Source organism: Pseudomonas sp. c313 (assembly GCF_055407145.1).
This window is the reverse complement of the sequence record NZ_JBUZRD010000010.1, coordinates 160720-181346: the sequence shown is the minus strand read 5'-3', so window position 1 is coordinate 181346 and position 20627 is coordinate 160720. Positions and strand designations below refer to the sequence as shown.

The following is a 20627-nucleotide window of genomic DNA, read 5'->3' as shown; positions in this document are numbered from 1 at the left end:
CTCGGCGGCATCAACACCAAGCGGGCAAAACGCCCCGTGACCCGAGGGACAACGGGGCGTTCGTGCACAACCGTGTCAACCCAGTTGCGGCACCTTGGCGATCACCGTCAAGCCGAGATATCGCTGCACATCGGACTCGGACTTAAGGCTGTCATCCAGGATTTCGAAAACGAAAGCCAGGCCAATGCCACCGAGCAGACCACCCACTAGCACACCGACCAGTACCAGCCAGAGCTTGGGGCTGACCGGGCGATTGTTCACCGAGGCCCAATTGACCACAGAAACGTTACCGATCTGGGCTTCGGCTTGCTGACTGAGAAAGCGGGTCTCCTCAAACCGTTCCAGGTACAACTTGCGACTGGCGCGCAACACGCCAAGCTTCTGCTCCATCTCTTTGAATTGCGCTTCGATCCCATTGAGTTCGTTGAGCCGCTCGATATCCAGTTTCTCCTGCTGGGTCAGGGTCGCCAGTGCCTGACGGTAACCGGCCAGAGCGGACTCATTGCGCATCAGGTCATCGCGTAGCCGAGCGTTGAGGGGGTTGATGCCGCGCTCGGAAGAGGCATAGCGCTGCCCCTTCTGCGAACTGATTTGCTGCTCGACCACGGCAATTTCCTGACGCAGTGGGACAACTTTCGGATCGTTTTCCGAGAGCCGGGAAATGGTCTCGGCTTCCGTGCGCTTGAGGTCGGTGAGTTGCTTGCTCAACTCGCTCAGGGCAAAACTGTTCGAGCTCTGCGCCCCAGTGAGTTCGGTGGTGCGCGGTACATTGTTCAATTGCTGGCGCAGCACCTCGTTCTGGCGCTCGGTCTGGTCGATCATCACTTGGGTGGTATCGATGTTCTTGCGTGCATCCTTGAGTTTGTCTATTTGCATGTTGCGCTGCAAATCGACATCGACCACCTGCCTTTCGCTGCGCAAGCTGCTCAGGCCACGCTCGGTCGTCTTGATCTGCGACTCCAGTTCATCCAGCTGGCTGGAAATAAAGCTGGTTTTCTCACGCTGGTAGATGCGAACCCGCTCCACCAGATAGCGTTTGACCAAGGTGTTGACCCCAAGCGCAGCCGCCTCTGCCGACTTGTTACGCAAGGACACTTCGATGATATTGGAGCTTTTCACCGGCTCCGCCGAGAGATCCTTCTGCATCCGGCTCACTGCCCGGCTACGCAGGCTGCGGTCGGCCGACTGTGGAAAGAAGTAGCCTTCAATCGCGCTGTACATCTGGGTCAGGCCCTGGACCACACCCTTGGGCGTATACCAGGGATGCTCGACATCAATGCCGGGGAACAGTTTTTGCGGCGTGACCTCATCGACAACCTGTTCGGAGAGGTTCTCGCTGGTGAGGATGCCCGCCTCGGAGTGAAGCTGCTCCTCACGCACCACAGACATCATCGGGGCGCGGAACTGGGTGCTGCTCAGTGTCGGCACATAGAGATCTTCCTGACCAATGCGTACCAGCAGACGCGCGGTCGACTCATAAGTCGCCGGAAACAGTTTCAGCCCGGCAAAGCCGCCGACCAGTGCTGCCAGGAAAAACCCGAGCACTACATAACGCCGTTTGAACAGAATATTGAGCACGTCCCGTATGGTCATGGCCACAGCCTCTTATTGTTTCAAATGACGAAAGATTTCAGCGGCAGGACGTTCGCTGCCGTCGGCACGGAACAGTCCGAAATTGCCCAGCCCATCGGGTGATGGGTAGTCTTCCAGGGAGAACCAGTACACCCGCTGAACATTGGCCGGCAACGCTTGATTGCCCTCGCCGAAGGGTACTTGAGTGAGGTGCTGGTTGATGTAATCCAGGGTCGCGACCATCCGCCTGGCCTGCTCGGCTTCAGTGACGCCGAGTTTATGATCGGCCACTACGTAGCCTGTTTCGGTGATCCAGATCGGCTTGTCCTTTGCGCCCTTGAGATTCATGAACAACTGCAGGTTGAATACCTTGCCGAGAAAGGCCGGATCGTCGGTGCTGCCGATAAAGCCCAGTGCCGCAGTTTTCGGCTCGTTCTTGTCCATGGCATCCGGCTCGCGAACACCTTCCGTCATGTCGAAGACATAGGGATGCACGGCAAGGATGTCGAAGGTCCTGCCGTAATCCTTGTCGTTATCCCAGAGCTCCCACAGGTACTCGATGTCGGCTCGCGAGATACCGGCATGGACAATCTTGACCCGCTCACGCAGCCGTTCGGTTTCCTTATTGACCACCTGCATCATCGCCACAAACGCTTCGGCGTCGGGTTTGGGCCCCCAGAACTGTTTGACGTTGGGCTCGTTCCATATCTGCCAATAGCCGATGGGCTTCAACCCTTGTGGGGCATTGCCCTGTGGGCCGTAGCGCTCGATACAGGCACTGACGAAACGACCGAAGTCCTGGTAGGCGTCCTCGCTCGGCGCCAACTCGAAAACATCCCCAGCCTTGGTCTTGTCAACCAGAGCCCAGGCCGGGGCGTAGTGAACGATGGGCAATAACTCAATGCCTTCCTCGGAAGCTACCCGTACCAGGTTGTCGAGCTTGTCCCACTGATACGTGCCGCGCTGCGGCTCTGCCAGGCGCCACTCCCAGTCGATCCGCACGTGGGTGACGCCCAGGCTTTTGGCTTTCTTGAAGCGCTCGCGCAGTTGCTCCGGGTCACCACTGCCCCACATCGCGTTGATCCCCAGCACGGGTGCGGCTGCCTGGGCCAACTGCGCCAGCATTACGCCCAACAGCACTATCAGCACCAGGCACTGACGCCACCCGCTTCGATCAGAAGGAGCCATCGGAAGAATCGCCCTTGTTGTAGTTGCGATTGACCGAGAAACCAAACTGTATGCCTTTGAACAGCACCAGGTCGGTGACGTATTGCTGGACCCACAGGTTGGCATTGGCGATCGGCGAACGCGGCACGTAGATCACGTCGTAAGGACTGAGCGCCACGCCCAGGTCGGACTTGCCCTGCGCGATCGCCTGGTCACTCAGGTCCAGGTGATAAGGCACTGGGCGCCCGTCCGGCATCTTGCGAATGAGTACGATCGATTGTGGGTGCGCGGTCGGGCGGAAACCACCGGCACGATAAATGGCTTGCATGACCGTGATGCCACCGTCCATGGGTACCACCTGCGGTACCGCCACTTCGCCACCGATGTAGGCGCGAAAGCCCTTGAAGGATTTGACGATCACCGAGACGCTGGGATCGTTGACGAGGCCCAGATAGCGACGTCTTATCTCTTCGCGCAGCTCATTGGGCGTCAGCCCAGCGGCCTTGATGTCATCGACCCGCTGCATGGTGATATAGCCATCCGGACGAACCGGCACCTGCTCGTTGTAGTCCTTGGCCACGTAAAACTTGATATCCAGGTCGTCCCCCGGACGAATCCGGTACTGCAACCCTGGCACGATCCCGTCAGCGCCCAATAGCGGCAAGCCGTCGGCACTTGGCATTTGTTGCGTTTCAATCGTCGAGCAGCCGGTTAACAACCCACCCAGCACCAACAGCGATGCGAGCACCCTTTTGCCTGTCCCCAACCATTCCATGATCGCCATTTATTTTTATTACTCCCCTGGTGAATAGCGGATGCCGTGCCTGCCTGCTCAAAGCCAGCGATAAAGCCAACTGGGAATGAAATTGAGCGTACGGTTGAGCACAACCCCAAGTACCTTGCCACCGCTTTCCTGAAGACGCTGACTGACATAACTGGCTGACTGGTGCCGGGTTTTGTTGGCCTGCGCAACCAGGATGATGCCGTTCATGCTCTTGGCGGCGACGATCGCGACGGGCGCGAAAGTCGGCGATGGCATGTCCCACAGCACCAGATCGAAATGTTCATGCAGGCGCTCACTCAACGAGCCATGAGAGGTGCTCCCTCCCAGACCGAAAAGTTTCAGGCAACTGCTGGTCGACAGATTTATCTGCACCGCCGAATGATCCGGCACACGCAACCGACCGATATCACCTGCGAGCATTTCCGCTTCATCGGCAGTGGCGCTGACCTCAATCACCAGCACACTGCCGAACGCCATCGACAGCTGGCTGGCCGCCTGCCGGGTGATAAAGGACGCACCGACCTTGCGGGTGACACCAACGATCATCAATTGGGTCAAGGTGTTCGACTGCGCATCACGTAACACTCGGGCCATCAAATCCTGCATGGGGAGCGTCAGCCGGGCATCTACGATCTCCGGCATCAACACAATTGGACGACTGATTGCATTCATGAATAGGTCCTTCCTTCAGTGCTCAGGCAAAGGCCCGGGTTAATCGCTTGCCTATCTCGATCACAGGTTTTTCCAGCAAGACGTGCACCGCATATCCCACTACGATCGTCGAGATACCCGCCAACACCGCCAGGCCGACACTGGCGAGCGGTGAAACGCTCACCATCAGGAACAACTTGCCGTAGCTGGCCAGTACGAATGGGTGGGTCAGGTAGATCGCATAGGACGCGTCACCAATCAGCACCATCGCGTCGCGTCGTTGCGGCACGATGCCGGCGCTGCGGTTCTTCAGCTCCCAGTTCAATCCCGCCAGCAGGAACGCCGCGTAGGCTCCGCCGAAGGCCAGGACCCGCACGGGTTGCTCGCGATTGATCAGCCCCGACTCGGCGAACATCCCGCCGATCATCAGCAGCGCACACCCGACCACTGCAGGCAGCATGACGCCCCAGCTGCTGGCCCGTTCGCGAATGCGAAAGACCCAGACACCGAGGGTGAATTGAATGATGTAGAGGGAGAACAGGTGATAGTCCCAAAGCTCGATCCCTGTGTAGTGAATCAGTGTCCATTTACCCAGCGCGAGCACCGAAAGCGCGAGCATCACCCAAAACAACGCGTCCATCTTCAGGAAACATGCCACCAGGAACACTATCGTGTAGAACACTAGTTCATGCTCGAGCGTCCAGCCAATGAACAGTAATGGGAGGTCGGCCTGGGGCAGCATCAACAAGGATTGGATAACACTCGCCCAGTCATGGCTGCCCGAGCCCATGGTCATCTGCGGGTTGTACAACCAGAGCAGCATGACCAGGCAGGTGAAGAGAAAATACATCGGCACGATTCGGAAAAACCGGCCGAGTAACCAGCGTTTTGGCTGAAACCGGCTATTGACCGTCACGTAGGTCATGATGAAACCACTGATGACGAAGAACAGATCTGGTGCCGAGTAGCCGAAGCGCAAGGCATAGGTACTGTGAAAGTCCGCCAGCGCCGGCAGCTTGCGGGCAATGTCTTCTGCGTGATAGACCAGTACCATCAGTACCGCGAAGCCGCGTAGGCGTTGAACGCTGAGCAACTCGCCACGCTGCACCTCCCAGCGTGCGATGGCTTTGCTGTAAAAGCCGGCAAACTGCCGCAGTACGGCGTTCATGGACGCACCCGTCTTTTGAAGAATGTCTTCATCAACCAAGCTCCTGCAATGTGATCAATTGCTCTGATTGCGCAGCGACACGCTTGCTGCAACTCAGGTAAAGGCGACGCAGTGTGTCGATATGGCCATCGCGGCTATGCGCACGAACAACGTGAGCGCGTGCCGCACGCCCGAGCCGGGTCAAGTCGCTCGGGTTGTCCAGGGCTCGCTGCAGTCCTGCCGCAAGCGCCCTGGCACTGACCTGTGCTGCCAGCAGCCCGGTTTCACCGTCCTGGACGTAGTCGGGAATGCCCCCTACCGGGAACGCCAGTACCGGTGTCTCGAACGACATGGCCTCAATACCCACCAAGGGACCAGGGTCGTCCCACACGGAAGGTAAAACGAACAGATCGGCATCCTGGTAGTACGTAGCCAGCTTTTGCGGTGTCAGCCACTCGATGAACTCGATTCTCTCGCTCAGGCCATGGCGATCGGCCAACACCTTGGCCGGCAACAACCGCGGACCACTGGATATCGCCGTCAACCGCCAATTGCCGTGCACCCGCGCGAGTGCACGAATCAGCACCTCGAGCCCCTTGCCCTTGACCGCTTGGCCGGTAAACAGCAACCGCACCGGGCGATCTCCGGTTGCCAGCCCCGGGGCCTTGCCATAGGCCGGCTCGTCTTGCGCGATGTGATCGAAGCGGCTGAAATACGGCACCACGGACAAACGCTCGGCAGCAAAGCCATTGCTGAGCAAGACTCGTCGCATATGCTGACTGCCCACAACCGCGGCATCGAACCCCTGATAAAGCGTACGTTCGTGGAGCTTGCCTGGCAGGTCCATCAGCCGTGGAACACGCCCACCGGCCGCCGGTGGGCCTATCACGCAGCCGTACAATGCACACGACCAACCGAGCGCACGTGCGCAACGGTCCCCCGCAAAACGCCGCCGACCGCGGCGCAGGCACATGGAGGTGTAGTCATGAAAGGAGCGCACCAACGCCAGCCCGCTTGAGACCAATGCTTCGAGCAAGGCGACATCGCTGCACAGATGCACATGGATCACATCCGGGCTCCAGGCCCGTAGTTGCTCCACTGCCGCAAACGCAGACCCGGCACCCGCCAGCGAGATGATCTCGACCCCCTGACTATCCAAATGCGCCGGCACCGACACGCCTTGATGCGCCAGCACAACCTGGTCACCGCAAGCAATCAACGCCCGGGCCAGGTCCAGGGCATAGTTGGGTAGCCCGCCGATGGATAACTCTTGCACCAGTAAAAGGACTCTCATGCTTTCACCTCAGCGACATTGCGCGCGGTCAGGCCCAGGGCAGGTGACGACGAATCGGTCAGGCCAAGCGTTAACAGCAACACCAGGGTGAAATGCATGTTTTGCAGCAGTAGCATGTCGACCATGGCGAACATGCAGTAGGCCGTCAGGGTGCCGACTGCGGCGAGGGCAAATATATCCGCCGACTCCTGCCCGCCGCGCCGCCAGCGACGCAGCAACTGGCGCAACACAACGACAATGAACGACAGATAACTGAGCAGTCCAATCAACCCTGTGTCGACGAGGATTTCCACGTAAGTGTTGTGGGCGTGCAGCGACTGATAGCCCAGCTCGACATTCAGCGTCACGCCGCGGGTGAAGAACTCGTCGCGGAAATTACCCAGGCCAACCCCGAACAGTGGGTTGTCGAACCAGACATCGCGGGCCACGCTCCAGATGATCAAGCGATCGATCACCGCGTCCGCACGGCCGGGAATCAGGCCGGTGATCGTGCCATCCCAGCTGGGCCACAGCCCCAGTCCGAGCGGCAAGGCAACCAACGCGACAATGGCGATCAGCAACAGCGGTTTCCACAGGCCTGGGCGCAGCACCAGGCCGATCGCCAGCAACGACCCCATCCCCCCGAGCAGACCACCGCGCGAATCGGCGGCGATCAATCCGGCAATACTGATACCGATGCCGATCAACGACAGCCAGCGCAGATAAGTCGTGCGCGAGCAAAACAAATGGGCAATGGCAATGTTCATCATCATCACCAGGTACATGGCCAGGCCCTGAGCGCCACCGAATGAGCTGCCGGCACGGCCCGACACGTCGTAGGTATGGCGAATCTGCGGTTCATCTCCAGTGGGCCCAGGCACCGGAATACCAAGCATGCCGGTGATGGTGTGGCCATTAGTGGCGGCCTCCACCAGCCCATCAATGGCAAAAAAGCTCGATACGCAAATCAGGGTCACGGCGATGAAACGCCAGAAGTGCTCGGCCGGACTAAACACCATCAGCAACACCGGCAGCACCACAAACCATTCAACGACGCGCAGTGATTGCTTGATGCTCGACCCTGGGTTGGTCGAACCCAGCTGGGCGAGAAACACCGCGACCACGAAAGGCAGGATCGCCCAGATCAGAAAAGGCACCTGGATACGCCCCAGTCGCGGGCCATCCTGGCGTTGCAGCATGAATAGCCAGAGTACGCACCAGACCACGATGATGGCATCGGCAGCATTCAGCGGAATGCCACCGAGGGTTTTCTGGATCGGAATCGCCAGGCTGATCACGAATGCCAGCAACAGCAACTTGGGTTGCTTGCTCAAAAGCAGGCTGGCGCCGATTGCCAGCGCGGCGCAGATGCCGGCGAGCGGCATATACACCGTCAGCAGCGATACCGCCAAACCCAGGACAACGGCCAAAACCACCCCGGGGGCCTGCACGCGCTCATGTATTTCCAATGGGGCCAAGGGTTCAGACGCCATGCAATGGCACCTCGATGCGAAACGGATTGATCGAGATGACACGCACGTTGGCCCGCAGCAGCGCCAAGGCCTCGTCGCGCCGTCCAGGTCGCAGTAAACCGACCAGCAAGGCTCGAACGCTGGCCAGCAACATGACCGTATCGGTCAGCAGCTTCAGAACCAGCACCTCTCCTGTCGAACGGTGTTTGCGGTACAGGCGATAGCGACTGCGACGCAGCTCATAGCGCATGCGCAATGCGGTTTCGCTCAGGGCGCCAGGGCGATGACCACTGGGCGCGCGCCCGGACGAACTGCCACCATGGTGCAACACACGACTTGCGGGCACCAACAGCAAGCGCCAGCCCTGGTTTCGTGCCCGCACACACCAGTCGACATCTTCGTCGTACATGAAGAAGCCTTCATCGAACAGGCCGACGCTGCCCAGCAGTTCGCCTCGTATCATCATGCAGGCACCGTGCAGGCGTTCCAGTTCCAGAGGCGCTTCCTGGCCATTGGCCGGAAACTGCGGGCCGCCGTACAACCGCCGAAGCATTTCCGGCAGTGTCGGGAAGCGGCACGGGAAGTCCTGGTCGGCACCGTCGCTGGCATTAACCACCCGGGCACTCACCGCACCGACTTCAGGTTGCGCTTCGAGCACCCGTAGCAGGCTGTCGAGCGTACCGGCCTCAACCTGTGCATCGCTGTTGAGCAGCAACACGTAGTGACTCTGAAGGCCCCGGAGTACGAGGTTATTACCCCCTCCAAACCCCAGGTTCTGCGCCGACGCAATCAGCCGGACATCCGGGTGCCGGCTGGAAATCTGCGCCACACTGTCATCGCCCGAGGCGTTATCGACCACTACGATGCTGGTCTGAGCCAGGGTCGCAGGGAACGCCTTGAGCGAATCAATGCACTCGTTCACCAACTGTGCCGTGCGGTAATTGACGATGGAAACAGTCAGGGACTTCATCCGCGATGCTCCTTCAACAGTCGGTGCTCCTGACGCAGACGTGCCCCCAGGACATGACAATGGGTTTTCAGCCAGTCCGGTTTGGCCCCCGAGATACCGAACGCGCGTTCTGCCGCCTGCATGTCCAGCCAGAACGCGTCGACTTCACGCATGTCGTTGACCAACAACTCGCCACCCCCGAAACCTTCCAGTAACCATTGCGCAATACGCCCGGTCGGCGTGCCAAAACCGGCACCCAGGTTGAAGATGCCCGGCACCGGTGCCTCAATCACTCGCACCAGCCAGCGCGCCAGCACTTCCACCGGGAGGAAGTCGCGCTCGACGAAGGGGCTCATGTCGAACACGATCCGTTGGCTGATGAACAAGCTGCGCAAGACCATGGCGAAAAAATTTCGCCGGCTATCGTCCAACTCGTAACCAAAGATATTGCTCAGTCGCACAATGGTCAGCCGCTGCCCGAGTAGCTGCGACAAGGCATTTTCAGTGAGCACCTTGCCTACGCCATAAGGGTTCACCGGGTTGGGAACTCGCTCCTCGTGCAAGCGCCCGTCGCCGCCGGCGGGGCCATAGACCATCCGCGAGCTGGCCATGATGTAATGCACATCCGGCAAGCGCTCCACGCGTCTGGCCAGGGCCAGCTCGAAATCCAGTGCCGGGTCGTAGCCATTGCGCAATGCCGGGTTGTAGGCCAGGTTGAGCACCACGCGCACGTTGCCCGGCCAGGCATCCTCGTCCAGCGCCTGGCGGTGACCGATGAAGTGCCAGCCTGCGGTCTCCGGGCGCTCCTGCAAGGCGCGGGCAATCAGGCTGGTGCTGCCAACGACGACGATGCTCATGGCTGATCCCAGAAGAACGAGTGCATGCTCAACCGGCGCCGCCAACCGAGCGGCAACAGGTGATAGCGTTCGCCCAGTGAGTAGCCGAAATACTTCCCGGCGGTTCGCAATAGAATTGGCACCAACGCCAGCGGCTGCTTGCGCTGCAGGGCGGCAGCAATCTCGCTTTTGACAAAACGCATGCCTTCGCCGGACGCCGCCAGCCGGGCCCTGCTCAGTTCGCTGTCCATGGCGATCAGGGTGCCGATATCGAAATAACGTTTGAGCTCCTGGACAATGCTGTAGTCGTGACTGTGAATCGCACGTGCGGCAGGTTGGTATACCCGCGCGTAGCCGCCTTTGAGCAAGCGCGCGGCAACCGCCATGTCTTCGCCCAGGGGTAAGTGTTCGGGAAAACCGCCGACTTTTTCCAACGCCTCGCGCCGGTAGGCGGCAAAAGAATTGGAGCAGAACACCGCCTTGATCCCGGTATGAGCGATATCGGCCAGCGTGGTGCGCTCTGCGCGGGCCGGGTAATTGAACTCACGGGCAAAACGTTCGGCCTCGGTTGCCTCGACACGCGGCAACTGACGCCCATACACCAACGCTACCTGCGGGTCGGCGAAAGGCTGCAGTAATTGCGCCAGCCAGTCGCTGCCCTGCGGGCAGGCATCCTGCGTCAGGTACACCAGGTAGTCGCTATCGGCACATAACTGCGCCGCCAGATTGCGGGTCTTGCCGTGCCCGAACTCACGGCGCTGGATGCTCTGGACGTTGTAACCGCTACCCAGCACCAACGAGACGGTTTCGTCGGTCGAAGCCGAGTCAACAAACAGCACCCGTTGGGGCGCATGTTCCAATGCCGCCAGCGCAGGCAACAATGCGCGCAAGTGCTCGGCGGCATTGAGGGTCAGAATCACGATACTGGTGCGCTCGACCAGTGAGACAAGGGCCTGTTGGTCATCAGAATGCATTAGCACCTCCGAAACCGCCGAACATGGTCTTGAACACGATCCACAGGTCCAGTTCCGGCGACCAGTTCTCGATGTACTGCACGTCGTAGACAAAACGTTCGGTCAGTGACTCTTCCGTAAACGTGTTGCCGCGCAGGCCATTGACCTGGGCCCAGCCGGTAATGCCGGGGCGCACCTTATAACGTTCGACGAAATCCACAATAACGGTTTCATAGGTCCGATCGCCGGCCATGACCCCGGGAGGGTGCGGCCGAGGGCCGATGACCGACATATGGCCGAGCAATACATTTATAAACTGCGGAAACTCATCGAGGCTGGTACGCCGCAAGAAATTGCCCACGCGTGTGACCCGACTGTCCGTGCGCTGTGTCAGGTTGATGGCCTTGCTGGCGGAGTCGGCGTCAAAACGCATACTGCGGAATTTGTAGATATCGAACATACAGTTGCGCAAGCCGTAGCGTTTCTGGGTAAACAACACCGGGCCGGGCGACTCGAGACGGATTAGCGCCGCGATAATCAAACCCAATGGCAGGAACAGTGTCAGCACACAAAAAGCGAAGGTGATATCGAAAACACGCTTGATCAGCCGTGCTTCGATCGGCAGCGGATTCATCCCCAGCAACAGCATATTGCCCGGCCCCTGTGTCGGCCGATTGACGAACGCGTGCCCCAGCACTGGCTCGTCCGGCGCCAGATAGACATTGCCCAGTTGTCCGCGCAGACGTGTGGCCAGCGAGCTGACCCGGTCACCGGCCTGATTGGGTAGAGCGATGACGACTCCATCCACGTCCGCCGGCAATTGCTCAAGTTGCGCGGTGCCTCCGGCCAGCATTGGAAACGGCAGGTTGCTGCAATCGATCCGGGACTGGCGATCATCGATGAACCCGATAACCTCGATCCCCGACTCGTGCTCGGTCATGTAGCGCGAAATAGCCACGCCCTGTTCGCCGGCTCCGACAATCACCAGACGCACCTTGCGATCCCAGCCTCGCGTCAGTTTATCGACGACCCACCCTGCGAGTAGCCACAACAGCACCAGTGCCAAGGTGAGCTCCAAGTACATCACCGCCGGGAGCAGCGGTAAGTTGCCAACCCACATGAACAGCACGATAAACAGCGTCACTAGCACGCTGCCGAGCACCGCATAGACGATGCGCAGTGCTCGAACGTCATGCTTGGCGAAACCCTTGTAACCCCGTACCGGCAGCAAACTCATGCTGCACACCAGAGCCAGCCCGACCAGCCAGACACCAGGCCAGTGAGCACCGTTGAGCAACCAGTACTGGCTGGCCAGAAGCAACGTTGCCAGAGCCCCGCCACAGGCCCGGGCCAGGCGCACCAATAAGATCTCAAGACCATCCAGGGCCGCCGCTTCGAAACGTCGCGTCGGTTTTCCCCGGGCTCGGGCACAAGTGTCCCCCTCCTTCTGGGCTACGCCCAGAAGCGGTTCCGATACTGTCATTGCATCCTCCCCAGCCCCGTAAACTACGGGTATGGCCTACGAAGATCAGGAGTCGAGAGGTCCGAACGGACCGGGTCGTTGTTCAACCTGCGGCGCAGTAAATGTGTCGCTCTCAAGCTCCATCCGCTCACGCACGAGTACAGGCCCGAACAACTCCGAATAGCGCTCGAAATTGTTACGATACCAATCGACCAGCAGCGGGATGTCTGTATGCAGGCTGTGCCGTGGCGACCAGCCCATGGCCTGGAGCTTTTCCCACGAGACCGAGTAGCGGCCATCGTTGAAAGGACGATCCGGCACAAAATCGACCAACTCGGACGAGTCCTTGCCAAAGGCGTTGCTGATCAACTCGGCTACCTCCAGGTTGGTGTATTCCTCGGTGGTGCCGATGTTGTAGACCTCGCCCACCACACCGTGCTCGGCAACGAATACCACCGCTTCGGCGAAGTCCACGGCACTGAGGTAGTGGCGTCGATAGCTGCCATTTCCGTGCAAGGGCAGGCGTCTTTCGGTCAACAGGTGGCTGATGAATCGCGGAATGATTTTTTCCGGGAACTGGCGGATGCCGTAGAGGTTGTTGGCTCGAATGATCACGATGGGCTCGTGATAGGACTGGACATAGCCTTGCAGAATCATCTCTGCCGCTGCCTTGGACGACGAGTAGGGGTTGGTCGGGCGCAAGACTTCATCCTCGCTCGCCGCACCACTCATGATCTGACCGTAAACCTCGTCGGTGCTGACATGAATGATCTTTTTTACCTTTTCCTGACGGCAAGCCTCCACCAGGCTGTGGGTCCCGAGGACATTGGTCCGGGTAAACTCCAGGGAGTTGCCAAAAGAGTTGTCGACATGGCTTTCGGCAGCCGCGTGAATGACCAGATCGGCCCCCTTCACGACACGCCGACACAAATCGAGATCTGTCACATCGCCAACCAGCAGCTGGACGCGATTGGAAAAAACGTGATGGGAGATATTCCTGAAATCCCCGGCATACGTCATCTTGTCAAGGACCACTACCTTCGAACTCGGAAAACGCCGACACACCTCATCAACAATATGCGACCCAGCAAAGCCCGCCCCGCCTGTAATGACTATTTTGCGCATAACCCGAATCTCCCCGATCACAGGACCGTTTAAGAATTCAACGTTTTAGACCCAGCCATAAGCCCCTTCTGGATACTGCGCAAACGGGGGCATGTCTCCACGCTTACTACTGCATTGACTGCCACACCAAAGGGCGGCACTTCAATATCAAAATACCATCACCAACGCTTCTGAACTTTAGCTGCTCGCTATTGATTCGCCAGTTGCACCATGGTTATTTTTTTTAAAAAATTGCAGTAATCCCAGCAACATCAAAAGGCCGGCAACATTTGAACCAAGGTATATCTGGGCCAGGGTGACAAGTGACAGACGGTCACGCCAGAAGTAAGCCAAAACCACCAGTACCAGCAGGATGGAGCCATGGTAGAACACGTTACTGACCGGAGCGCGAAGGGCCAGAAGGCCCAGTTGCACAGGCGCGGCACAGGCGACAGCTAACAGGCCGAGGGCCAGGAATACCAGCGCGGGAGCACCTGCGGTAAAGGGTTCGCCATACAGCTGACGCAGCAATGTGCCACCTTCAAAGGTGACCACCAGTAACAACACCAGAGAGGGAATCAGAAATAGCAACGCACGCCTGAACACATACGCCACAAAATCGCGTCCCTGCGCCTCTTTATAGTGCGCAATGAAGCGTGGGCGAAAATAATTGGTCAGGGCAATGAGCAGCGGATTGATCAGGTTGGTCAGCGCAACACAGGCGGCGTAGAGCCCGGCCTGGCCTTGTCCGCCACCTAGCAGCGCCAGCCATGGATACAATTGGACACTGGCCACATGGCAAAGTCCGCCACCCACCAGCCAGGCGCCATAGCCAAAAAACTCACGCAAGCTCTTGCAGAGTTTCCCCGGGCCAATGGCCACAAAGCGCTCTTGTGCCATCGGCAGGAACACAACAAATGCGATCCCGGAGACTGCGCCGATGGTCCAGAAAACGTTGTTGGCGTTCAGTCGATCGCTGGCCAGCAGCCAGCCCAGCAACACCAGTTGGCCAGCAGCCGTGAGCAGGTCAAGCAACAAGGCCGAAACAGAGCGGCCGATGACATAGAAATGCCGACGCAGAAACTCGCGCAGCACCAAACAGCAAACCGCAACCGGCAAGGCCGGCCAGAGCTCGGCCAGTATTCCCGTGCCGAGAACATGAAACAGCGTCAGGCCCAGCGCAACCACCAGACCCAGCAATAGCGTACCCAGCAAGGCCGCCGGAAACAGTTGCGCCTGCTCACCTTCCTGACGCGCTCGAAAATAGGTGTAGGGGGTAGCGATCAGCGTATCGCCCAGGGAAATAATCAAAAAGCAGAAGGTATAACCCAAGGCATATGCGCCCAGTGCCTCCTGCGAAACCCATCGACCGAGTGCCAGACCTGTAAGAAAGCTGGCCAGGCTTTGCGCGGCCTGCCCCCCGATCACCCACAGGATGTCGTACACACGACCGAACCGGCGACTCACTGAGCGAATGCTTTGCATAGACCCGACCCCAAGAAGAGCTATTCCATCCCCGAACAACATCAAAAAAAGATGCTGGCCCAGTGACAGTAACTCCCACTCAGAATGAATAGCTCCTCAGGCCCAGATTGGCAAACCATGCACGGCGCAAAACAGCCGAACGGTCAGTTTCTGAGTTTGAAAACCGAGTGGATACCGACTGTGGGCTACATGACTGCCCAAGAAGCACACCGAGACATCAGCCTACCCGCCTGATCAACCGCACATACACCGCTATATTGATCAACAACACCAGGGCGCCCAGGCCCAGTTGGATCTGCGGGGTCAGCCCTGCGGGATAAATCAACGTCAGGATGTAGTGCTCGATAAAACCGCCGCCATAACCGTCTTGCCCGGCGAGGTGTCGGAACAGGTTTTCCCAGCGGGTCAGCGGGCAGGGCAGGTGGAAGACTTCAACGGCGACGCCCCATGCGGCGGCGGGCAGGTGCAGCCAGATGACGGGGCGCCACTTGAGGGCCAGCAGTCCGCCAAACAGCACGAACAGGATAAAGGACAGGTGAAACAGCACCAGGCTGTCGGCGGCTAGGCGATAAAGCATCATGAGTTCCGTTTGCAGTGCAATTATTCGATCACGCAGGGCATGGATCAGGCGAGTGCAAGCGAATGATATCAATATGATATTATTGTTCGCCGGCCGCTACTCGTCGAGCAGTGGTTGAAGCAATCATCAGACAAGGAAGCCGCAATGGCTCACGAAGTTAGCGTCAATTTTCACCAGAAAGTCGTCCTGAGCAAAGATATTGAAGTCGAGGTCAAGGCTGACGGCGCAAGGCTTGGGAAGATCCTGATCAGCAAGGGCAATATTGAATGGGTGCCTGCTGGTAATAGTGTCAACAAGCACCGTCTGAGCTGGAAGCAGTTTGCCGCACTGATGGAAGATGAAGGTCAGGTTAAGAAAATCAAATAATCGTCTGTCTCTTGCGCCGTTATTAGCGCCGCGTTGTTTTGATGCTTGTGCTCGCTTGAGATAAGCGAGCCATGGCGTTCCAGCTGATAGGTAGTGACTTCAGGCATCCGCTACCTTTCTGGTCGCAGATCCTTAACGGTTGCTTACAGGCAACCCCGGCCGTTATTGTGCTGAATCCTTTTAGTCTTCAACGTCTGCGGCGTGCTGCTGCGCCGACGTCCCTGCCAACGGATCTGTTGTGATGAACGCACCGCGTACTGCTGTCGGCCCGATCAAGGCCGTGATTTTCGATATGGACGGGTTGTTGCTGGACACTGAAGGCATCTACACCGAAGTCACGCAAATCATCGCCGAACGCTACGGTCGTACCTATGACTGGAGTATCAAGCAGCACATCATCGGGCGTGGCGCCCAGGACTTGGCTGAGTACGTGGTCAAGGCCCTGGAATTGCCGATTACACCCGCAGAATTCCTGGTGATCCGCGAGCCGCTGATGAGCGCGCGCTTCCCCAAAGCCCTCGGCATGCCGGGCGCCGAAGCGCTGGTGCGGCACTTGAAGGCCCACAACATTCCGATTGCCGTGGGCACCAGTTCATCGCGTAATTCCTTTGGCCACAAGACCACCCTGCACAAGGAATGGTTCAGCCTGTTCGACACCATCGTCACCGCCGACGACCCAGAAGTTGGTGCCGCCAAGCCTGCGCCGGACATCTTCCTCACTGCTGCCCGCCGTCTGGGCATAGCGCCCGAGGATTGCCTGGTGTTTGAAGATTCGCCCTTCGGCGTCACCGCCGCCAAAGCCGCGAACATGACCGCCATCGCCGTGCCGGATGAAGCCATGGCCGACAGCAAGTACCACCACGCCGACCAGATCATCCGCCAGCTGGCGGACTTTGATCTTGCCGCTTACGGCTTGCCGCCGTTGCGCTGATCCACCTGGCTAAACCGGCATCCTTGCTGGTTTACCCACTGCACAGCACCTGTGTTCAGCCTCTGGCTTTATGGGCAGGCAGATCAAGAGCCAGCGCCAATCTGCTTTTCTGTAGGAGCGAGGGGGACGCCTAGTTCTTGCTCGCGAAGAGCCTGAGGGCACCGCGTTCATCCAGGAAGCCAGCGTCATCGTTAACGGCCATCGCGAGCAAGCTCGCTCCTACAGGTGGCATGGGATCCGCTCTTGCTTCTCACCACTCAGGTCGGCTACCAGGCCGCCGTGCTTTTGATCTTGATCTTGATCTTGATCTAAGGCGCCCCGTTAACCACGATGGCTGAACGCAGGTATTGATCCGTGGGTAAACCGGCAGGACGCCGGTTTAGCCGCGCTGGGCCAAGGATGGCCCATCGCGGCGGCCCACGGAGCAATGCCGGAGTGAGGGCATGCCGAGCCTAAGCGAGGCACCAAGTGGTGGGGCAAGAGCGCTTTGGTTACTTTGCCGCTTTTGCAAAGTGACACGCCGTAAGGGCGTAACCCTAATCCGCCCTGACCAAAATAACGGATATGTCCCCAACCCAACCCAACCCAACCCAACCCAACAAGCCAGCTCCCACATCTGATCTCTGTCAGATCAAAGAGTGCATTTCAGACCGATCAAGCACTGAACCCACCGTCAATCGTCAAACTCGCGCCAGTGATATACCCAGCTTCCGGCCCCACCAGATACGCCACAAAACTGGCAATCTCTTCTACGCGGCCATAACGCCCAACCGCCATGAGCCCGATCAGGCTCTCGGCAAAATCACCGTTGGCCGGGTTCATATCAGTATCCACCGGGCCCGGCTGCACGTTGTTGATGGTAATCCCCCGAGGCCCCAGGTCTCGCGCCAGGCCTTTGGTCAAGCCCACCAGCGCCGCCTTGCTCATGGCATACGGACCACCACCGGCAAATGGCATGCGCTCGGCGTTGGTGCTGCCGATGTTGATGATGCGGCCACCTTCGCCCATATGCTTGGCTGCTTCCTGAGTGGCGATAAACACGCTGCGCACGTTGATGGCCAGGGTCTGGTCAAAGTCTTCCAGTTTGAAGTCTTCCAGCGGCCCCACTGCCAGTACGCCGGCGTTGTTCACCAGGATATCCAGGCGCCCGAATGCTTCGACGGTAGCGCTGACCGCATTGCGAATGGCTGTGGCATCGGCGCTGTCAGCATGTATCGCCAGGGCTTTGCCGCCGTCGCTGATCACGCTGTTTTGCAAGTCTTGGGCCTTGGCCGCAGAGCTGACGTAGGTGAAGGCAACTGCTGCGCCTTGCGCCGCGAGGCGTTTGACGATGGCGGCACCGATGCCTCGGGAACCGCCCTGGATCAAGGCGACTTTGCCGCTGAGGTTTTGTGTGGTCATGTTGATCTCCCAATTATTCAAGGCGGGGCTGCCTTGGTGTTGGCGCCGAGTATCGACCACACAACCCTGCCTCGGTAGCCCGTGATTGTTATAGTCTGTGTAAACCAAAAGTTTAGAATGTGATGATATGGAAAGCTTTGGCAGTATCGAATGCTTCGTGCGCAGCGCTGAAGGCGGCAGCTTTGCCGAAGCCGCCCGGCACCTGAGCCTGACCCCGGCTGCCGTCGGCAAAAGCGTTGCCAAGCTGGAAGCGCGCCTGGGCGTGCGCTTGTTCCAGCGCAGCACCCGGCGCTTGACCCTGACCGAAGCCGGCAAGTTGTTTCTGGAAGAGGTCAGCAGCAGCCTCACCATCATCCAAAACGCCGTGGCCAACCTGGCCAGCGCCGAAGGACGGCCGGTGGGCACGCTCAAGGTCAGCATGGGCACCGTGTTCGGTAACCGCTATGTGATGCCGTTGCTGGCGGAGTTTCTGAAACGTTTTCCCGATATCAGCCCGGATTGGCATTTCGACAATCGCCAGGTGGACCTGATCGGCCAAGGCTTCGACGCCGCCATTGGCGGTGGTTTTGACCTGCCTCAAGGGGTGGTCGCGCGCAAATTGACCCCGGCTCACCGGATTTTGGTGGCCTCCCCGGATTACCTGGCGCGACGCCTGCCGGTACTGTCGCCCGAGGACCTGGCACGGTGCAACGGCATCCTGATTCGCTCGCCACAAACCGGGCGAGTGCGTTCCTGGCAACTGACCAGTCGCAGTCACGAGCACCGGCCATTGGTGCTCAAGCCGCGAATGACCATGAGTGACTCCGAAGCCGCCTGCTGCGCCAGCGCCCAAGGCCTTGGCATTGCCTTGGTGAGCATGCCGATGGCGGTGCCATTCCTCGACAGCGGCGAGTTGCAACGAGTCCTGCCGGACTGGTACGTCGACGACGGCAACATCTCTCTCTACTACGCCGAACACAAACTGCTGCCCGGCAAGACCCGGGCCTTCGTCGACTTCATCATCGAGCAATTTGCCGAACAGCAACTGGGGCAGCGGTTCAGCGCGGTGTGAGGTGCCCACTGCCGGGACGTGTTGTCCACTTCTGTTCTAAGCTGATACAGGCCGATATGGCCTGCGACTTGAGAGACGGATCATGTCTAAATCACGCGCGTTGCTAGTGTTTACCAGCCTGGCGTTGATCGCAGGTTCCCCGGCGCTGCTGGCCGATCCGGGCAACGGGAACGGTAGCGGCAAGGGTAATGCCCACGGCAACAAGGGTAACCAGGGCCAGGGCGCAGGTAAAAAGGGTGGTGACGCCTATTACGGTGGGCCGCAGATTGACATCGGTGGTGTGCGAGTGATTCTGGGAGATAGCCGGGAGTATTGGCGGGGTGGTTCTTCCTTGCCGCCGGGTATCCAGAAAAACCTCGCCCGTGGCAAGCCGTTGCCGCCGGGCATTGCCAAAAAACTCGACGGGCGCCTGCTCGGGCGCTTGCCCCGTTACGAGGGTTACGAATGGCAGCAGGCCGGTACGGACTTGATCCTGGTGACCATCGCCACCGGGATCATTTATGAGGTCCTGAACAACGTTCTGGACTGATCCCGAGCTTGAAGCTTGCACCATCACAAATGTGAGGCGGGTTTCACCCCTTGCTGATGATATTCCCCGCGTGCAACCCGCATTCCTTTTGGGTTGCTTCTTCCCACCACCAACGGCCTTCGCGCTCGTGCTGGTTCGGCAACACCGGGCGGGTGCAAGGCTCGCAGCCGATGCTGATAAAGCCGCGCTCGTGCAGGCTGTTGTACGGTAATTCCAGCATGCGGATGTAGCCCCAGATCTCCTCGCTGGTCATTTGTGCCAGCGGGTTGAATTTGTACAGGGTACGTTCCGGGGTGGAGAAGGCCGTGTCGATTTCCAGCGCGGCCACTTGGCTGCGGGTGCCGGGGCTCTGGTCGCGGCGCTGGCCGGTGGCCCAGGCGCTGACGCTGGAGAGCTTGCGGCGCAGCGGCTCGATCTTGCGCACGCCGCAGCACTCGCCATGGCCGTCCTTGTAGAAGCTGAATAGGCCCTTTTCCTTGACGAAAGGTTCCAGCTTGCTTTGGTCCGGGGAGATCAATTCGATATCGATTTTGTAGAAATCCCGCACCTGCTCGATAAACCGGTAGGTCTCCGGGTGCAGGCGGCCGGTGTCGAGGCTGAACACCTTGACGTTTTTGTTCAGCTTCCAGGCCATGTCCACCAGCACCACGTCCTCGGCACCGCTGAAAGAGATCCACAAGTCGTCGCCGAACTGGCTGAACGCCAGTTTGAGGATGTCCTGGGCGGATTTTTTGGCATAAGTCGCGGCGAGTTCAGCGACGTCGAAGGCTTGGTTCATCAGGACGGTTCCTACAGGTCAGTGGCGCTGAGCGCTCTATAGGAGGCGATGGTAACAAAATCTGCTCTGCGTTGCGGCGGCGAGCATGAATCGCTAGAGTTCGGCAGTCCTTTTTGTGCTCGCTCAACTTAATAAT

General features: G+C 59.0%; 20 protein-coding genes. 4 read left to right on the top strand and 16 right to left on the bottom strand.

Going from position 1 to position 20627, the window contains the following annotated elements:
- Positions 1 to 75 precede the first annotated feature (75 nt).
- From ACZRKZ_RS22845 to ACZRKZ_RS22780, 14 genes are all read right to left on the bottom strand, one after another.
- Positions 76 to 1593: a GumC family protein gene (locus ACZRKZ_RS22845; protein WP_463969870.1), complete on the bottom strand. Its 1518-nt coding sequence runs from the start codon at positions 1591 to 1593 to the stop codon at positions 76 to 78.
- A gap of 12 nt (positions 1594 to 1605) precedes the next feature.
- Entirely contained in the window at positions 1606 to 2760 is a 1155-nt protein-coding gene (locus ACZRKZ_RS22840; RefSeq protein WP_463982817.1) for a beta-galactosidase, read from the bottom strand.
- On the bottom strand, positions 2747 to 3523 hold the full coding sequence (locus ACZRKZ_RS22835) for a polysaccharide biosynthesis/export family protein (protein WP_149412067.1): 777 nt from the start codon (positions 3521 to 3523) through the stop codon (positions 2747 to 2749). Before ACZRKZ_RS22835 ends, ACZRKZ_RS22840 begins: the two co-directional genes overlap by 14 nt.
- 48 nt (positions 3524 to 3571) lie before the next feature.
- A complete protein-coding gene (locus ACZRKZ_RS22830) occupies positions 3572 to 4195 on the bottom strand; it encodes a hypothetical protein (protein ID WP_463982816.1) in 624 nt (207 codons plus the stop codon).
- A gap of 22 nt (positions 4196 to 4217) precedes the next feature.
- Positions 4218 to 5342, bottom strand: coding sequence for an acyltransferase family protein (locus ACZRKZ_RS22825; protein WP_463982815.1), 1125 nt, complete (start codon positions 5340 to 5342; stop codon positions 4218 to 4220).
- Between the two features lie 31 nt (positions 5343 to 5373).
- A complete protein-coding gene (locus ACZRKZ_RS22820) occupies positions 5374 to 6615 on the bottom strand; it encodes a glycosyltransferase family 4 protein (RefSeq protein WP_463982814.1) in 1242 nt (413 codons plus the stop codon).
- Positions 6612 to 8087, bottom strand: a complete 1476-nt coding sequence (locus ACZRKZ_RS22815) for an O-antigen ligase family protein (RefSeq protein WP_463982813.1) — start codon at positions 8085 to 8087, stop codon at positions 6612 to 6614. Before ACZRKZ_RS22815 ends, ACZRKZ_RS22820 begins: the two co-directional genes overlap by 4 nt.
- A complete protein-coding gene (locus ACZRKZ_RS22810; protein WP_463982812.1) occupies positions 8077 to 9036 on the bottom strand; it encodes a glycosyltransferase family 2 protein in 960 nt (319 codons plus the stop codon). Before ACZRKZ_RS22810 ends, ACZRKZ_RS22815 begins: the two co-directional genes overlap by 11 nt.
- The gene (locus tag ACZRKZ_RS22805) at positions 9033 to 9872 is read right to left on the bottom strand and encodes an NAD-dependent epimerase/dehydratase family protein (protein WP_463982811.1); all 840 of its coding nucleotides are present in this window, start codon (positions 9870 to 9872) and stop codon (positions 9033 to 9035) included. The genes ACZRKZ_RS22810 and ACZRKZ_RS22805 overlap by 4 nt, the downstream gene beginning before the upstream one ends.
- A complete protein-coding gene (locus ACZRKZ_RS22800; protein WP_463969878.1) occupies positions 9869 to 10825 on the bottom strand; it encodes a glycosyltransferase family 2 protein in 957 nt (318 codons plus the stop codon). Before ACZRKZ_RS22800 ends, ACZRKZ_RS22805 begins: the two co-directional genes overlap by 4 nt.
- Positions 10815 to 12287, bottom strand: coding sequence for an exopolysaccharide biosynthesis polyprenyl glycosylphosphotransferase (locus ACZRKZ_RS22795; protein WP_463982810.1), 1473 nt, complete (start codon positions 12285 to 12287; stop codon positions 10815 to 10817). The genes ACZRKZ_RS22800 and ACZRKZ_RS22795 overlap by 11 nt, the downstream gene beginning before the upstream one ends.
- A gap of 45 nt (positions 12288 to 12332) precedes the next feature.
- Complete coding sequence (locus ACZRKZ_RS22790) at positions 12333 to 13391, bottom strand: GDP-mannose 4,6-dehydratase (RefSeq protein WP_463982809.1); 1059 nt, start codon at positions 13389 to 13391, stop codon at positions 12333 to 12335.
- Between the two features lie 177 nt (positions 13392 to 13568).
- On the bottom strand, positions 13569 to 14855 hold the full coding sequence (locus ACZRKZ_RS22785) for a lipopolysaccharide biosynthesis protein (protein ID WP_463982808.1): 1287 nt from the start codon (positions 14853 to 14855) through the stop codon (positions 13569 to 13571).
- A 217-nt stretch (positions 14856 to 15072) separates the two neighbouring features.
- Positions 15073 to 15432, bottom strand: a complete 360-nt coding sequence (locus tag ACZRKZ_RS22780; RefSeq protein ID WP_463969882.1) for a DUF2784 domain-containing protein — start codon at positions 15430 to 15432, stop codon at positions 15073 to 15075.
- 147 nt (positions 15433 to 15579) lie between these two features.
- Between ACZRKZ_RS22780 and ACZRKZ_RS22775 the strand changes: the two genes are divergently transcribed.
- Positions 15580 to 15801 (top strand): hypothetical protein, encoded by a 222-nt coding sequence (locus ACZRKZ_RS22775; RefSeq protein WP_149412055.1) that lies wholly within the window; start codon positions 15580 to 15582, stop codon positions 15799 to 15801.
- A gap of 241 nt (positions 15802 to 16042) precedes the next feature.
- Positions 16043 to 16732 carry an HAD-IA family hydrolase gene (locus ACZRKZ_RS22770; RefSeq protein WP_463969884.1) on the top strand — a complete coding sequence of 230 codons (690 nt, stop codon included), beginning with the start codon at positions 16043 to 16045 and terminating at the stop codon, positions 16730 to 16732.
- A 654-nt stretch (positions 16733 to 17386) separates the two neighbouring features.
- On the opposite strand, the gene ACZRKZ_RS22765 is transcribed toward ACZRKZ_RS22770, so the two are convergent.
- Entirely contained in the window at positions 17387 to 18133 is a 747-nt protein-coding gene (locus ACZRKZ_RS22765) for a 3-oxoacyl-ACP reductase family protein (RefSeq protein WP_463982807.1), read from the bottom strand.
- Between the two features lie 127 nt (positions 18134 to 18260).
- On the opposite strand from ACZRKZ_RS22765, the gene ACZRKZ_RS22760 reads away from it, so the two are divergent.
- Positions 18261 to 19184 (top strand): LysR family transcriptional regulator, encoded by a 924-nt coding sequence (locus ACZRKZ_RS22760; RefSeq protein WP_463982806.1) that lies wholly within the window; start codon positions 18261 to 18263, stop codon positions 19182 to 19184.
- An 82-nt stretch (positions 19185 to 19266) separates the two neighbouring features.
- The gene (locus ACZRKZ_RS22755) at positions 19267 to 19713 is read left to right on the top strand and encodes an anti-virulence regulator CigR family protein (RefSeq protein WP_463982805.1); all 447 of its coding nucleotides are present in this window, start codon (positions 19267 to 19269) and stop codon (positions 19711 to 19713) included.
- 43 nt (positions 19714 to 19756) lie between these two features.
- On the opposite strand, the gene ACZRKZ_RS22750 is transcribed toward ACZRKZ_RS22755, so the two are convergent.
- The gene (locus tag ACZRKZ_RS22750; RefSeq protein ID WP_463982804.1) at positions 19757 to 20491 is read right to left on the bottom strand and encodes a phosphoadenylyl-sulfate reductase; all 735 of its coding nucleotides are present in this window, start codon (positions 20489 to 20491) and stop codon (positions 19757 to 19759) included.
- Between the last annotated feature and the right edge of the window lie 136 nt (positions 20492 to 20627).